The following is a 15295-nucleotide window of genomic DNA, read 5'->3' as shown; positions in this document are numbered from 1 at the left end:
GGGCGTGTTGAAAAACCCATCGGAACCCACATAATCGAGTTTCATGGAAATAATCATTCGGGTCATTCCGAGCGAAGCGAGGAATCTCCAACGCGTTGTCGGCGGCCACTCGCGCATCGAGACCCCTCGCTCCGCTCGGGGTGACATCAAATTGGGCTTTTTCAACACGCCCCGCTTTTGGTCGGGGCCGGCCTAAGCAACGCCCGACACTCAGAGTCGTCTTTGTATACAAGCACGCGGTCTCGATGGAATTGCCGAGGGCTCGTCAACGTGAGATAGGCGAGCCCTGACGGATGGACCATACAGGTCTGTGAGGCGTGACTCAGTCGATTCCGTCGGGTGCCCAGAAGTCGCAATCAGGGCACTGCGACGCGTTTGACTTCCACAGTCACAGGGCTTTCGGTCTCTTGATTCATCACACAGCGCGGCAGCGAATTGCCCAAAGCACAGGTGATCTCGTAGGGGATCGTCCCGGCGCAGCGCGCCAAGTCCTCGGCGGTGATAGTCTCTTGACCGTCGCGGCCAAGGACGGTGGCGACCCCGCCAATCGACACATCACCGACTCCTGACAGATCGACGATCGTCATGTCCATGCCGATGACGCCGACAATCGGCGCGCGGTGTCCGTTGATCAGCACCCAAGCCCGGTTGGACATTTGGCGGTGGTATCCCATGCCATAGCCGATGGGCAACACAGCGACCGAAATATCGCGCGGCGCCTGGAATGTCGCGCCATAGGATATCCACTCCCCGGCCCGGACCGTGCGGATGTGGAGGATGCGGGTGCGCACGCTCATCACCGGCTCGACCTGCGTGAGGATCGGCACGGCCGCGCCGGAGACATTCATGGCGCCATAGGCGATCAGCCCCGGACGCACTGCCTCGCAGTAGGTATCAGGATGAAACGCCATCGGGTACGACGACGCCGCGTGGCGTAGACCGCATTCGACACCGCGCTTCTTCAATTCGCCGGTGGCGTCGTTGAAGCGTTCCATTTGCTGACGGATCATAGCGGCATCCTCCGTCGTGCCATTGCGGAAATGGGTGAAGACGCCGCCAAGCTTCAGATTCGGCAGCGAGGCAATTCGCGCGATCGCATCGGCAGCGACGGTCCATTCGAATCCGAGACGGCTGACGCCGGTGTTGATTTCGACATGCACCGCGCGCGGTTCGCCATCGAAACATTCGTCAAGTGCGTGCGCGGTTTCTTCATGGGAAATCGTCGGGATCAGGTCCCATTCGGCGATCGCCGGCATTTCGAATTCGAGCGGCGGATGCAACAGCAGGATGTCATCTTCGATCTCCGAGCACCGCAGGTCGATCCCTTCATCGACACTCGCCACCGCAAAGCGATGGATTCCTTCCTCGGCGGCGATGCGCACGACGGTCTCGGCGCCGTGACCGTATCCGTCGGATTTGACCACGAGGATGATCGAACGGCCCGGCCCGGCCGCGACCCGCAAGCGGCGCAGGTTGGCGCGCAGCACGGACGCGTCGATTTCGACCCACGTCTTATTCAACGCGATGTCTGAATTGGATCGGTACGATGGATAATCGGCGAACACCTGCCGCCTCCCCTCTCGGACTGCGCCGACCCGGCAGCCAACTGCGGCCGTATCGGGTTTCCCCGTGAAATCTATCCCTCGCCCGGGGAACGCACAAGGATCAAGACCCTGCTGAGGGTTGTAAACAGGACGAACACCAGCGTTCCACAGCGAGGCGATACCGGTTCCGTCCGAAAGCCGTCGCCCGAACCCGGTTGTTCTGAGAGACGCGACTGATTATCTTGCAATTGGATCCGGAAGGGGGACAAGCATCGATGGCTGAATCGAAACGACCGCTGGAACTGGTGACGATCGCCGTTTTGGCCATTCTGACCCTTGTGGCGCTGGTGCTGATTTTCAGCGACATGCAGGGCTGGTTCTAAACCGTCGATTGCCCCTGGGCGGGCCGTCCGCCCAATGCCTCCAACCTGATAACCCCGGAATCCGACCTCCCCGGTGTCCGCCATCTTCCTCATCATCGGCGTCGCGTTCGTACTGTTTTTCGTGCTGACGATGATGATGAAGCGCACCGACACGCCGGGAATCGGTGTCCCGCGTGAGGAACGCAAAGTCCAGTCCTGTGCGATCTGCCAGGACGAGTTTGACGAAGAGGATATGATCGAACGCAAGATCGGCGACGGCGGGTACCGTCGCTGGTTTTGCGACCGCTGCATCATCGAATTGTACGAAGAATCACGCATGCTGCACGACCCGCGCACCAAAGAATCCGCCGACCGCATGGAGTGACCTCCGTGCCGCGTGAATCCAAACCAGAAAGGATCCGGCGCACGCGACGCATCGCCGGTGCGCTCAAGGCGCTGTATCCGGCCCAGTGCGCATTGACGCATGACAACCCATTCCAGCTCCTGATCGCAACGATCCTCTCGGCGCAATGCACCGACCAACGGGTGAACATTGTGACGCCGAAGCTCTTCGCGCGGTTCAAGACTCCGGATGATTTCGCGAATGCCGATCCGAAAGAAGTCGAATCGATCATCCGCTCGACCGGATTCTTCCGCGCCAAGACCAGGAGCATTATCGGCGCCAGCCGCGGGCTCGTCGTGCGCCACGGCGGGGTCATCCCCCGATCGCTCGATTTGCTGGTTCAACTCCCCGGCGTTGGACGCAAGACCGCCAATGTGGTTCTGGGAACCGCATTCGGCTTGGCCGAGGGAGTGGTGGTCGACACACATGTCGGTCGGCTGGCGCGGCGAATGAAACTGACCGCTCACACCGACCCGGTCAAGATCGAACGCGACCTCATCGCGCTGTTACCCCGGAAGGTATGGATTGAGTTTTCGCACCGAATGATCTGGCACGGCCGCGCAATCTGCGTGGCACGCCGTCCCAGATGCGAACAGTGCCCATTGGTGCCGGATTGTCCGGGGGCGAAGGACCACTTGCCGACGAGCCACAGGGCTGCGCGTCCCGGATAATCGGTCAACTATTGGTTTTGCTGCAACACTGTGTTATTCTTAGTGTTCTGTGGCATTGACGGGCCACTGCCACCTTGATGATGACGGCACACGCCAAATCGCGGATTCCCGACCGAACCGTCGAAGGTCGGGCGATGTTCGATGCGGGGCTGCGCGAGTTCAACGCCGGGCGATACTTCGAGGCGCACGACATTTGGGAGGACTTCTGGCATCAGCTCAATGGCCCCGACCGTCGCTTTCTGCAGGGACTCATCCAATTGGCGGTGGGCGCGTATCATCACGAGATGGACAACCCGGCCGGCGCCCGGAGTCTTTGGGGTAGGTCTATTGCCAAGCTGGAAGAGTATCCCGAGGAACACTGGGGCATTGACCGGGGCGCCTGGGTTGAGTGGATCAAAGGGTATCTGTCGTCTTGGGACGGCGCCCCGCATCCCGAACAGCTTTCGTTCAATGAGCAGCATTTTCCATCGTATCTGCCGTTGGCGCCGGACTAAGATGAAGGAGATCATGGGACAATGCCGAATGTCACAATGAGATTTGCCATCCGCAGATTCTCATCATCCGGGACACGCATGGCAGTCGTGTTGCTGCTGTTCGCGATTGCGGCCGGCGGCTGCGGACGGGCCGACAATGCGCTCGAAAAGAAGCTCGCGCAGATTGCCGTCTGGGAGGATCAGGGCTGGGACGGCAACGGGCAAATGCTCACTCTTCTCTCCGACGACCACGAAGCGGTTCGTGTGCGGGCGGCGTTAGCGCTGGGGCGCATCAACGACACGCTCAATCTCGACACGCTGCGCAGTGTCCTGCTGAACGACCAGAGCCCCGAGGTACGCGGCATGGCGGCATTTGCCATGGGCGCCTGGATATTCCGTAATGGCAAGGACGCGCTGCTGGAAGCAGTGCGGACAGAAACCGATCCTGACGCGCTGATCAATATCCTGCATGGTCTCGCACGGACCTACGCCCGCGACGAATGGCTGACCTATGTGCATCTGTTGCATCATCCTGACCCGCGTGTGCGCGCCCAGACGGCACTTGCACTGGATCTCTGCAACCAGCGCGATGCGGCCGACTCGATTTTGCCATTGCTCGATGATCCAGCCACGCGCTGGCTGGCGGCGTTCTCGCTGGCCCGGATGCGTTCCGCCCGGGCGGCTGAATGGGGATTTGCACATTGCGATGACCCCGATCCGGTGATGCGCAAACGCGCCTACTCATTGGCGGGATCGATGCAGACGCCCGAGGGCGCATTGAAGATGGTCGAGGGAATGCAGGACCCCGACGCCCGGGTGCGCGCCGGAGCGGCCGAGACCATGCTGCTGACGCGCGACTCGGTTGGCGCTCAGCACATGGTTCCTCTGCTGGCGGGGGAGACCAATGCGCCGGTTTTGCAGAAGATGGTCAAGACCGCGGGACTGCACTGGCAAATGTGGGCGCAACCGTACTACTCCGAACTGTTGGATCACCCCGATCACTCGGTCCGCGCCGAAGCGGTCAACGCATTATGCAAACGTCCCGACCTCGCGTGCGCGGATTTCATCATTCCCGCCGCCGATGACCCGCATCCCCGCGTGAGGCTGGCGGTCATGCAGACTGTCGAGGAACTCATTCGCCTGGGGTCACGCGATACGACCCTGCTGCCCACAGTCCGGCGCCTCACGTCCGATCCATCGCCGATGGTGCGTGCGTATGCCGTGCAGGCATACGCGGCCTACGGCCCCCCCGATTTGTTCGAGTATCTCAACCGGCTGTTCAATGACGACGACCTTAAGTGTGTGAGCACGGCGGTCAATCTGATCGGCTCGGCCTATATTCACGCATACACCGATTCGCTGCGGCCGCTTTACCGTAAGCACCGCGACGATGCCCGTCCCGAGGTCAAATGGGCGATTGCCGCGGCCGGCACCAACCTCCTGCCGACGGTCCAGATCGACTCGATCCGTCAGGACATTCTCAACTGGGGCATGGCCGACCCAGATCGGCTGGTGCGATGGTACACGATCGCGGTCGCGCGCAAATTCCGGCAGGAGCTTGGCAGCGGAATGGGTACTTTCCAAACGGATCTGACAGTCGAGAATGTCGAGGAATTGCTCCACCCGTATCCGGCATCGCCGCGCGCCATCTTGCACACGACTAGGGGCGACATCACGGTCGCGTTTCTGGACGAATGGGCGCCGCGCACCGTGCGCCGCTTTATCGAGATCGCCCGCTCAGGACATTACGACAATACACCCATCAACGACGTGCAGGCCGACCAGGCGGTGCACGCGGGTGACCGCCGGGGGGATGGATTCGGCACCCCCGACCCGGCTGTGCGCGACGAGTACTCACCCTTGCGAATTGAAGAGGGGTCCATCTTTTGGTCCAGCAACACGCGCGACGCGGGGCGTGGTATATTTGGAATCGCCCTCTCGCGATTGCCATACATGGACTGGCGCTTCGCGATTTTCGGGACTGTAACCGACGGCTTAGACATTGCCCGGCAACTGACGGTCGAGGACACGATCCGAACCATCACGATCGAAATCCCTCAGGACGAAACCTGAACGAGCCGACCATGATCACGACACCGCTTTCCCGATCATCACCGTCCGGCGAATCGGAGATCATCTCCACGCGCGAGGGGCATCTGCGCGCGATTCTTGCCGGAATGGAGTCGGCCGTGGTCGCCTATTCGGGCGGGGTCGATTCGACCTATCTGGCCTGTGTCGCGTACGAATCCTTCGGCGACCGCGCGCTCATCGTGACGGCGCAATCGCCCTCGATGCCGGAAGCGGAGTATGTCTTTGCCGCAACCCTCGCGCGGGAACGCGGCTGGAACTTCCGCGCAATAGAGACGCACGAAACCGCCGATTCCCGCTGGCAGAGCAACGACGCCGACCGCTGCTACTTTTGCAAGGCCGAGTTATTCGGTGTGTTGACGAACCTGGCGAATCAGGAAGGGATCCGTCACATTCTGTACGGCGCCATTCCCGAAGATGCACGAGATGTTCGTCCGGGGCAGCGCGCCGCCACTGAGTTCGCCGTGTGCGCGCCATTGGTGGAGGCGGGTCTGACCAAACCGGAGATTCGTTGGCTCTCCAGGAAACGCGGCCTGCCCAGTTGGGACAAACCGCAGATGGCCTGTCTGGCCTCGCGGTTTGCCACCGGTACAAAGATCAGCGATGATGCTTTGCGTCAAGTCGACCGCGCCGAGGCCGCCTTGCAGGCACTGGGATTCGTAGGCCACCGCGTGCGGTATCACGGCGAGATCGCCCGCATCGAGTTGCAGCAAGACGATTGGAACAAGATCGCCGATGCCGACCGACGCGGACGTGTGGTCGACCACGTCCGGCAGTTCGGATTCAGATATGTGACGCTCGATCTGGCCGGGTACCGTCCGGCAGGACAGAACACGTGATGCCGACCACCACCGCCATACCGGATCTGAATTCCATACTCGGCGAAGTCGCCGCCGGACGAATCAGCGTCGATGATGCGGCGCGTCTGTTGCAGAACAATCCTCAACGGAATGAGGACCACGCGCGCGCCTTCGCCAATCTGGACCACGGCCGCGACGGCCGTACCGGATTCATCGAAGTGCTCTATTGCGAGGGCAAGACTCCGGAACAAACCGCGGCGATCCTGACGCGTCAGTCCGAACATCAGCGCGCCCTTTTGGCGACGCGCGCGAATCCGGAGCACGCCGAAGCGGCGATAGCCGCCGTGTCGGATTTGGAATATCACCGCGCGGCGCGACTGCTGCGCCGATTGGATCCCGATCGCAAAGTCATCGCCGCGCCGATCGCGATCGTTTCGGCCGGAACGTCCGATGTGTTCGTCGCCGAAGAAGCGGCGCTGACGATCGAGACCGTCGGGCACACGCCGTCGCGGCATTATGACGTCGGCGTCGCCGGACTGCATCGCGTCACCGGCATCCGTGACGAACTGAACCGTTGCGGCTGCGTGATCGTGGTCGCCGGTATGGAAGGCGCGTTGCCGTCGGTGGTGGCGGGCCTGATTGCGCGCCCGGTCATTGCGGTTCCCACCTCGGTCGGATACGGGGCCGCGCTCGGCGGCCTGGCCGCGCTATTGGGTATGCTCGCCGGTTGCGCGCCGGGTGTCAGCGTCGTGAACATCGACAACGGTTTCGGCGCGGCGCTGGCGGCATGTCGCATCAACACGAAACTCGAAAGGACCGAACATGCCTGATCTGGCCGAACTCAAATGCATACCCTGTCGCGGCGGCGTGCCACCGTTGTCGGGAACTCAACTCACCGATCTGCTTGAGCAGGTCAATGGCTGGACCGTCGTGCGCGAACATCACGTTCAGAAGACATTCGAGTTTCCCGATTTCGCCACGGCGCTGGCATTTGTCGACAGAGTCGGTGAACTCGCCGAAGACCAGGGGCACCATCCCGACATCTACCTGGCATGGGGCAAAGTCGAAATCAAAGTGTGGACGCACAAGATCGACGGCCTGACCGAAAGCGACTTCATCATGGCCGCCAAGATCGACCGCATCCCGAAATCATGACTGACGCTTCTGATGCCATGATGGGACCACCCCCTCCCGTCAGGAGAAGGCGGGGGTGAGGGCGGGGATGAGGGATCCGTTCAACGCGTCAATGCGATATGGACCCCGAATTCTATCTGACCGAAATCCGCGGCGAATTCCGCAATCTCAAGAAATATGTCGACCGCGCGCTCGCGCAGGTATCCGATGATGACTTCTTTGCCACGCTCGATCCCGAATCCAACAGCATCGCCGTAATCATCAAGCACATGGCGGGAAACATGCGTTCGCGCTGGACCGATTTCCTGACATCCGACGGTGAAAAGCCCGACCGTCATCGCGACGGTGAATTCATCATCGACAAATCCGATTCGCGCGCTTCGATCATGCGACACTGGGAGGATGGCTGGCGAATTCTCTTCGCCGCGATCGATCCCCTGACCGCCGCCGACATCGGCCGCACGATCACCATCCGCGGCCAGGAGCACACCATCCCGCGTGCGCTGCACCGTCAACTGGTGCACTACTCCATGCACATCGGGCAGATTGCATTGTTGGCCAAACACTACGCCGGCGACCAGTGGCAGACGTTGTCGATTCCGCGCGGAAAGTCCGAAGAGTTTACGAGATCGCTTCGATCGACGTAGAATCAGTTCCGAAACCCTGTTTCCACGCATCCGTAAGTCCCCGCCACGCTGCCCCGCGTGACGAGAAGAGGCATCACCCGGGGTCGGGTGACGCCACCATTCCGGGTTATGAAGCTGACTCCCGGCCCGTTTCGACGACACATCCTTTCACGGTGATGCTGTCCGAAGCTGCATCTGACCGAACACCGAAAACCCGCGATGAACCCAGTCTGTGTGACCGTCGCCTTCCCGGTTGCGCCGAAGTGGTCGCATACACAATGGCTCATGATTCCTGCGGACGCACCATTCACACTCAGCATCGTCGAGTGGTGCGATCGGGGAGGAGAGATCGAGCTCTGCGTGTGCCATGTTGACGCAAACTATGACTGCATTCGGAATTCGGAGTTTCCACGAATTCGCTGCCTTCCGTGACGCAGATTTGCTGGAATACACTCGAGTTGGCGGGGTCTCGCGGCTCGTGGTCACAAGAAAGGGCTTGCCGAAGGGAGATGAAATCCGTCATGTATTGTCGGTCATGGCTGTCCAACAATCCGAATCCGGCGGGCGACGTCTGTGCAGCGCGGTACTGCTGTGCCTTATCGTGGGAATCGCAGTGGCCACGCCCCACCATCTGGCCCACGAACACGCGGATATCAGACCGATAGCGGGCTCGCAGGTTGAATTCACCGACGAAGATCATCAACATCCCATCGACGACCACGAGCGCGACGCTTGGCGCGTTCGTGCGCAGTTTGTGTACATACCGGTATCGGATTGCGCACTCCTCGAACCACCGGCCGAATCGGGACTGTTGCGCCGGCTCACCGACGACGAATCGCTCGGTCGCCGGTTGCTGACGGGCCGTCCCGCTCTCCGAGCCCCGCCTTCAATCGCCTGACGATTTCCGGGTCAACGCACAATCACACTGTGATGCGGCGGTGCTGCGCGCTGTCCGTCGCTGGTGCCGGGGCCCGTGCGTCACGAGCCAATGCCGTTCCGGGATTGTCTCATCAATCGGATGCGGCGTGGTCGGCCAACTTACCGAAATGGAGTTTTGCCGTGAACATGCAGATCAAGTGGATAATCGCTCTCGCCATGACCGGATGGATCGCCGCTTGCGGACCGGACACTGCAGAGAATCAGCGAGGACACTCACACGATGCCGCCTCCAACCAGGAAGAGAGCTGGGCCGTCACGTCGTGGGGCGATCAGTATGAGATCTTCGCCGAGGCGGACCCCCTGGTTGCAGGAAAGGTCGTGAAGTCTCATACTCACGTAACCGTCCTGGATCGATTTCAGGCGCTCACGGAGGGCAAGGTTTCCGCCGTCCTTCGGTCTCCGGACGGAACCGAAACGGTGTTCATGCGCCCGCAGCCGCTCCGACCGGGGATCTATTCAATTGTGGTCGTTCCACAGGTTGAGGGCGAGTTCGAACTGATCTTTCGTGTTGAGACACCCAATGGAATTGAGGCCATTCCATCCGGTCGCGTGCGCGTAGGCAACACCACGCAGCCCGGTGGATTGATCGAGGCGCCCGCCTATTGGTCTGACGCAGCGCCGAGCGGTTCGCCGCCCGTTGGCTTTCTCAAGGAACAGCAGTGGAAAACCGCCTTCGCGACCGAATGGGTGACGACCGGGACAGTTCGTGAGATGGTCGATGGCCCGGCGCGGATACGCGCGGCGGTCGGCGGAGACGTCATAGTTTCAGCGCCGGTCAACGGGATCGTCTCGACTGATCTGAACGTTTACACGGGCGCCGATGTGCAATCGGGACAGCCGCTGGTGCGGCTCCAACCGCGGGCGGCAGCCGAGCAATCGATTTCCGAATTGCGCAGTGACCTGTCGCTCGCGCGAATCGATCTTGAACGACTTGAGACGCTTTTCAGGGCGGGCGCTGTTACTCAGGCCGAAATTGACGCGGCCCGGTCGCGGGTGGCGGGGCTGGAGCCGCTGGTTGAGTCCTCAGCGGCGTCGGCGGGCCTGACCGTTACATCGCCGTTGAGCGGATCAGTGGCTGAGGTGTGGGTGCGCCCAGGTCAGTCTGTCTCGGCCGGTGATTCGCTCCTGCGAGTCGTGAAGACCTCTCCGCTGTGGATTGAAGTGGCGCTCGATCCGGCAGAGGCCGACGCCCTCAGTGCGGGGGTGCACGGGTTCCATATCAGAATCCCGGGCTCCGGGTCGCGGCTCTCGTTTGGGGCCGAGGAATCCCGGTTGATCGCGCTATCGCCATCCGTGGATGCCGAAACAGGGACGGTCACCGCCCTTCTCGAAATCCGAAAGGCCGACGAGCGATTGCGGCTGGGCGCTGTGGTCGAAGTCGAAATCGCGAGCACAAAGACTCGTGACGGTGTGGTCATACCCCAGTCCTCTCTCGTCGATGACGGCGGCACATCGGTCGTTTACGTCCAGATCGAGGGCGAATCGTTCGAACGTCGCGAAGTGCACGTCGTGGCCCGTGATGGCGACAGCATCCTCATCGAGGGACTGACACCCGGCCTGCGCCTGGTCACCGTCGGCGGCGCGATGATCCGTCGCTCAACGCTTCTGTCGTCTGGGGGCATCGAAGGCCATGTTCACTAAGCATCCGCTGGAAGGAGATCAACCATGCTGAATCGTCTCATCGCATTCTCCCTCGGCCACCGGACGCTGGTTCTGTTGACGGCCGCTCTGGTTCTGGTCGTCGGCACCGTATGGACACTCGAAGTGCCGATCGACGTATTCCCGGATCTGACGGCGCCGACCGTGACCGTCATCACCGAGGCCCAGGGTCTCGGCCCCGAAGAAATCGAACTGTTGATCACATTCCCGCTCGAGTCGGCCATCAATGGCGCACCCGGAGTTCGGAGAGTGCGCTCGGTCTCGGCCGATGGCATCTCGGTCATATGGGTCGAGTTTCAATGGACCGAGGACGTCTACCGCGCCCGCCAGGTCGTGACGGAGAGAATCCAGCCCGTTTCACTGCCCGATCAGATCGAAGCGCCGCAACTCGGACCGATCAGTTCGATTATGGGGGAAATCACTTTTATCGCGCTGACTGCGGATTCCGACAGCGTTTCGCCGATGGAGCTTCGTCGTCTGGCGGAGATCGTCTTGCGTCGCAATCTGCTGGCGATTTCCGGCATCTCGCAGGTCACGCCCATCGGCGGCGATGTGCGAGAGTTCCAGGTGGAACTGGATCCCGCGAAGATGACTCAGCACGGCGTCGATGTCGATGAGGTCGTCGGCGCCCTCGCCGGCGTGACCCAGAGTCCGGCCGCCGGATTTCACGTTGATCAGGGGGAAGAGTACCTCGTTCGGGGACTGGGTCGGGCTCGGACCACTTTCGACCTCGCCGCATCTCCGGTCCGTGTTCATGACGGTATTCCATTGCGCATCGGCGATTTGGCAACGGTACGAGAAGGCCCCGAGCCCAAGCGCGGCACTGCGTCGTACCGGATGCAACCGGCCGTCATCCTCAGTGTGCAAAAGCAGCCCGGAGCAAACACGCTCGAGTTGACCGAAGCGATTGACCGGGTGCTGTTGGAATTGGAACGGACTCTGCCCACCGGCGTCCGTATCGAAAAAGAAAATTTCCGGCAAGCCGACTTCATCAGCGTCGCCATCCACAACGTCGCCATCGCCATGCGTGACGGGGCCATCCTCGTCATGGCCATACTCCTGCTGTTCCTCGGCAATCTGCGCACCACTCTGATCTCGGCGATCGCACTGCCACTGTCGTTGGTGTCCGGAATCTTGGCGATTTCCCTGTTTGGTCTATCGATCAATACGATGACGCTCGGTGGCCTGACCATCGCAATCGGCGCTCTCGTCGATGACGCCATCATCGATGTTGAGAATGTGTTCCGCAGACTGCGTGAAAACCGCGCCCAGCCGCCGGAGGATCGCCGGCCGGCGCTTGATGTGGTCTTCGGCGCATCGTCCGAGGTGCGGGCCGCCATCTTCTTTGCCACGTTGATCATCGGGCTTGTGTTCGTGCCGCTGTTCTTTCTGCCGGGAATGGAAGGACGCCTGCTGCGGCCGTTGGGATTTGCCTACATCGCGGCGCTGGCCGCCTCGCTGTTGGTTTCGCTCACGGTGACGCCGGTCCTCTGTTATTACCTGTTGCCGAATTCGCGAGCCCTGGACAAGAGAGAGTCACTGCTCATGCGCTCGCTGAAGCGCGCCTACCGGCCGTCCCTCGAAATCGCGTTGCGAAAACGGGGTCTCGTCATTGGCCTGACGGCAGTTGCGTTCATTGCTGCACTGGGCCTGTTGCCGTTCCTTGGACGCAGTTTCCTCCCGCCGTTCAATGAGGGATCGCTGACGGTTGCCATTGTGAGTGTGCCCGGCATCACACTGGCTGAAAGCGATGCCCTCGGACGCCAAGTCGAGGCGGTGTTACTGGCGTTTCCTGAAGTCATCTCTACCAGCCGCCGAACCGGACGCGCCGAGAAAGACGAACATGTTCAGGGCGTCAATGCATCGGAGATGGAGGTCGTATTGCAGCCCGGACGCCCAAAAGCGGAGCTGCTGGCCGCCATGCGGGGTGCAGTCGCCACGATCCCCGGAGTCAACGTCAGCTTCGGCCAACCGATCAGCCATCGCATCGACCACATGATCTCCGGCAGCAAATCAAACCTCGCCGTGAAAATCTTCGGACCCGATCTCTCGGTTCTGCGAAGTCTGTCCACGCGGTGCGAACAGGTCTTGCGCGACGTGCCGGGAATCGTGGACCTGAGCAACACCGAGCAGTCCAGTATCCCGCAGCTTCTCATCGATTTTGACCGCAGAGCGATGGCCCGGCATGGTTTGAGCACCACGTCGTTGGCGCGAACGGTCGAGGCGATGTTTCAGGGAACGGAAGTCGGAGAGATCGTGGAGGACGGCGTCGCCTCCCGCATCGCCGTCCGGTTTCCGGAGCGTCTGCGCGACGAACGGGAGCGCTTGCGCACGCTTCCGGTCATCACTCCGACGGGGCATGCGATTCGATTGGCGGATGTCGCCGATGTCCGCTTCGATCTGGGGCCGAGCATGGTCCGCCGGGAAAGTGTCCAGCGCGTGGCGATGCTCACGGCCAATATCGAGGGCGCCGATCTGGCCGGTCCCGTTGAGGAAGCGCGACACCGGATCGACAATTCCGTGCCCCTTCCCACCGGATATCGGATCGTTTTCGGCGGCCAGTTCGAGGAAGCCGTCAAGAGCGTGCGAAACCTGATCGTGTTGGGCGTGTTGATCCTGCTGGCGACCTATGCGATCCTGTACCGCGCGTTCGGCAATCACCGTCACACGCTGATTGTGCTCGTCAATCTCCCGCTGGCGCTCATCGGCGGGATCGTCGCAGTGGCGCTGGGGGCCAAGACAATGAGCATCGCGACGTTGGTCGGATTCATCACGCTCTTCGGGATTGCGACCCGGAACGGCGTGTTATTGGTGTCGCATTATCAGCATCTGATGCGCGACGAAGGCATGTCGCTGCCCGATGCAATCCGAACCGGCTCTCTGCAGCGTCTCGGACCTGTCCTGATGACCGCACTGTGCGCGGGGCTGGCGCTCATCCCGCTCGTGATTGCCGGTCAGGAACCGGGGAATGAAATCCAGAGTCCCATGGGGCAGGTGATATTGGGAGGACTGCTGACTTCAACGTTTCTGAACATGATCCTCGTGCCGGTGCTGTTCTCGCGATGGGGGTCTTCACACACTGGTGCCGACAAAGCTTAACGACCATCGCACGGATTCGTAGCGCGAACGCGCGAATCACTGATCAATCGGGGTGGCATTCGTGACGCGCAATCCTAAACGGAGAGACCGGGATTCGAACCCGGGAGGCGCGTGAACGCCTACACGCTTTCCAGGCGTGCTCCTTCAACCGCTCGGACATCTCTCCAGTGTGCGCGGTCTCGCGACCGTCCGAAAGCTATCCCGCCTGCCGCGTCGGATCAAGCGCTCGCTGCCTCCGCTTCGTCGCTTTCAGCCCGGCGCCGTTTGGTCCGATAAACCCAGTGGGGTACTGCGTGAACATCTCCCCTTGATGCCATGTTCGGACCCAAACGCATCCTCTGCCTGTTCGACCGCGCGCTCGATCACTGGCCCGCGTCGTGCTTCGATCCGTTCAACCTGCATCCCTTGGCAAACGGCGATTCGGTCGAGATCGCAGCCGTCGTGCTCCACGGAACGGATACCGGGAATACCGCGCGCGAAGGTCAGGTCTCGATCCAGCGGTTGGACTTGCCTGATGTTGAGAATCGCGGGCTCATCGCAGGTCTTGCAGGACGCATGCAGGCGCGACGGGTGCTGGCTCAAACGGTCGCCGAATATCAGCCCGATTGCGTCGTCGCATCCGGTCTGCATGCCCGTTTGCACGGTCTGACGGCGGCGGCCCGTCTCGGCGTGTCCCAACGCGTCGCCGTTATCGACGACATGGGATTCGCAACGTCCGTCCTGACGCTCGGGGCGCTTAAGCTCGCCAACCAGCAGGCGACCAGGTTTGTGGCGACGTCGTATGCGGGGGCGCGGCGGCTGGTGCATCAGGAAGCCGTCGAACGAACACGGATTGAGATCATCCCCAACGGCGTCGATGCGCTGGAGTTGGAACGGCGCACACCCGAATCGATTGCCGAGGCCAAGCATGTCATGGGGTTTTCGACGGCACAGCCGCTCATTCTGATGGCGGCGCCATTTGAGAGGAAAAGCGATCACCGCACTTTCCTGGAAGCCGCCGGGTTCCTGCGCACGGTACAGCCCGATGCGCGTTTCGTGGTGCTCGGCACGGGCGATCGGTCGGCGACGGACGAATGGAATCGGACACTCAATGAATGCGGGGTCCGTGAACGCATCATCGACGATGCCAACCGCTCGCACCTGATGCAGTGGCTCGCGGCAGCCGACATCGGCGTCCTCACCGGCTACGGTGAAAGCTGCCCGCCGATGCTGCTGACCTACATGGCCGCCGGGCTGCCGTTGATCGCCGCCAACGCCGGCGGCAATCCGGAGATCGTCCGCCACGGTGAAACCGGATACCTGGCGACCATCCGCGAGCCCGACCAATGGGCCATGTACATGACCGTGCTGGTGCTCTCGCAGGAACTCTCCGATCGATTCGCCCTCGCCGCGCGTCAGCGCGCGCTCATCGAGTACTCCGGCGACCGCGCCCGCCGTCGCTGGGCCGATCTTCTGCATTCGGTCGGTGTGGTCGCGCTGCGTTAGAACATGTCAGGC

The 15295-nt window shown here is 61.5% G+C and carries 13 protein-coding genes and 1 tRNA gene; 12 read left to right on the top strand and 2 right to left on the bottom strand.

Translation table 11 applies throughout. From position 1 onward, the window contains the following. Positions 1-356: 356 nt before the first annotated feature. The gene (gene alr, locus VGB22_07630) at positions 357-1565 is read right to left on the bottom strand and encodes an alanine racemase (GenBank protein HEX9751134.1); all 1209 of its coding nucleotides are present in this window, start codon (positions 1563-1565) and stop codon (positions 357-359) included. Between the two features lie 435 nt (positions 1566-2000). Between alr and VGB22_07625 the strand changes: the two genes are divergently transcribed. The 11 genes from VGB22_07625 to VGB22_07575 all read left to right on the top strand — a co-directional run bounded on the left by VGB22_07625 (position 2001) and on the right by VGB22_07575 (position 13798). Next, positions 2001-2291 carry a hypothetical protein gene (locus VGB22_07625; protein HEX9751133.1) on the top strand — a complete coding sequence of 97 codons (291 nt, stop codon included), beginning with the start codon at positions 2001-2003 and terminating at the stop codon, positions 2289-2291. A 5-nt stretch (positions 2292-2296) separates the two neighbouring features. Beyond that, positions 2297-2980, top strand: coding sequence for an endonuclease III (gene nth, locus VGB22_07620; GenBank protein ID HEX9751132.1), 684 nt, complete (start codon positions 2297-2299; stop codon positions 2978-2980). Positions 2981-3057: 77 nt separating this feature from the next. Beyond that, positions 3058-3474, top strand: a complete 417-nt coding sequence (locus VGB22_07615; GenBank protein HEX9751131.1) for a DUF309 domain-containing protein — start codon at positions 3058-3060, stop codon at positions 3472-3474. A gap of 78 nt (positions 3475-3552) precedes the next feature. Then, a complete protein-coding gene (locus tag VGB22_07610; GenBank protein HEX9751130.1) occupies positions 3553-5526 on the top strand; it encodes a HEAT repeat domain-containing protein in 1974 nt (657 codons plus the stop codon). Between the two features lie 11 nt (positions 5527-5537). Beyond that, positions 5538-6380, top strand: a complete 843-nt coding sequence (larE, locus tag VGB22_07605; protein ID HEX9751129.1) for an ATP-dependent sacrificial sulfur transferase LarE — start codon at positions 5538-5540, stop codon at positions 6378-6380. Beyond that, positions 6380-7171 carry a nickel pincer cofactor biosynthesis protein LarB gene (gene larB, locus VGB22_07600; protein HEX9751128.1) on the top strand — a complete coding sequence of 264 codons (792 nt, stop codon included), beginning with the start codon at positions 6380-6382 and terminating at the stop codon, positions 7169-7171. Before larE ends, larB begins: the two co-directional genes overlap by 1 nt. After that, complete coding sequence (locus tag VGB22_07595; GenBank protein ID HEX9751127.1) at positions 7164-7496, top strand: 4a-hydroxytetrahydrobiopterin dehydratase; 333 nt, start codon at positions 7164-7166, stop codon at positions 7494-7496. Before larB ends, VGB22_07595 begins: the two co-directional genes overlap by 8 nt. Positions 7497-7594: 98 nt before the next feature. Continuing rightward, positions 7595-8122 carry a DUF1572 family protein gene (locus VGB22_07590; GenBank protein HEX9751126.1) on the top strand — a complete coding sequence of 176 codons (528 nt, stop codon included), beginning with the start codon at positions 7595-7597 and terminating at the stop codon, positions 8120-8122. A gap of 361 nt (positions 8123-8483) precedes the next feature. Then, positions 8484-8999, top strand: a complete 516-nt coding sequence (locus VGB22_07585; protein ID HEX9751125.1) for a hypothetical protein — start codon at positions 8484-8486, stop codon at positions 8997-8999. 167 nt (positions 9000-9166) lie between these two features. Then, a complete protein-coding gene (locus VGB22_07580) occupies positions 9167-10681 on the top strand; it encodes an efflux RND transporter periplasmic adaptor subunit (GenBank protein ID HEX9751124.1) in 1515 nt (504 codons plus the stop codon). Positions 10682-10705: 24 nt separating this feature from the next. After that, positions 10706-13798 (top strand): efflux RND transporter permease subunit, encoded by a 3093-nt coding sequence (locus VGB22_07575; protein HEX9751123.1) that lies wholly within the window; start codon positions 10706-10708, stop codon positions 13796-13798. A 79-nt stretch (positions 13799-13877) separates the two neighbouring features. Here the strand turns inward: VGB22_07575 and VGB22_07570 are convergent. Continuing rightward, positions 13878-13964, bottom strand: a tRNA-Ser gene (locus tag VGB22_07570). A gap of 149 nt (positions 13965-14113) precedes the next feature. On the opposite strand from VGB22_07570, the gene VGB22_07565 reads away from it, so the two are divergent. Beyond that, complete coding sequence (locus VGB22_07565; GenBank protein ID HEX9751122.1) at positions 14114-15283, top strand: glycosyltransferase family 4 protein; 1170 nt, start codon at positions 14114-14116, stop codon at positions 15281-15283. Positions 15284-15295 lie beyond the last annotated feature (12 nt).

It is taken from the genome of Candidatus Zixiibacteriota bacterium, from assembly GCA_036397555.1.
In the GTDB taxonomy this organism is placed as follows: Bacteria; Zixibacteria; MSB-5A5; order WJJR01; family WJJR01; genus DATKYL01.
The sequence above is the reverse complement of the archived record's forward strand: the minus strand, read 5'-3'. Positions and strand labels throughout refer to the sequence as shown.

Bases quoted from the DNA above. Each gene is read 5' to 3' on its own strand.
- VGB22_07575 (HEX9751123.1), top strand. From the start codon at position 10,706: ATGCTGAATCGTCTCATCGCATTCTCCCTCGGCCACCGGACGCTGGTT.
- VGB22_07580 (HEX9751124.1), top strand. From the start codon at position 9,167: ATGCAGATCAAGTGGATAATCGCTCTCGCCATGACCGGATGGATCGCC.
- larE (HEX9751129.1), top strand. From the start codon at position 5,538: ATGATCACGACACCGCTTTCCCGATCATCACCGTCCGGCGAATCGGAG.
- VGB22_07585 (HEX9751125.1), top strand. From the start codon at position 8,484: ATGACTGCATTCGGAATTCGGAGTTTCCACGAATTCGCTGCCTTCCGT.
- VGB22_07590 (HEX9751126.1), top strand. From the start codon at position 7,595: ATGGACCCCGAATTCTATCTGACCGAAATCCGCGGCGAATTCCGCAAT.
- VGB22_07610 (HEX9751130.1), top strand. From the start codon at position 3,553: ATGGCAGTCGTGTTGCTGCTGTTCGCGATTGCGGCCGGCGGCTGCGGA.
- larB (HEX9751128.1), top strand. From the start codon at position 6,380: ATGCCGACCACCACCGCCATACCGGATCTGAATTCCATACTCGGCGAA.
- VGB22_07595 (HEX9751127.1), top strand. From the start codon at position 7,164: ATGCCTGATCTGGCCGAACTCAAATGCATACCCTGTCGCGGCGGCGTG.
- VGB22_07615 (HEX9751131.1), top strand. From the start codon at position 3,058: ATGATGACGGCACACGCCAAATCGCGGATTCCCGACCGAACCGTCGAA.
- VGB22_07565 (HEX9751122.1), top strand. From the start codon at position 14,114: ATGTTCGGACCCAAACGCATCCTCTGCCTGTTCGACCGCGCGCTCGAT.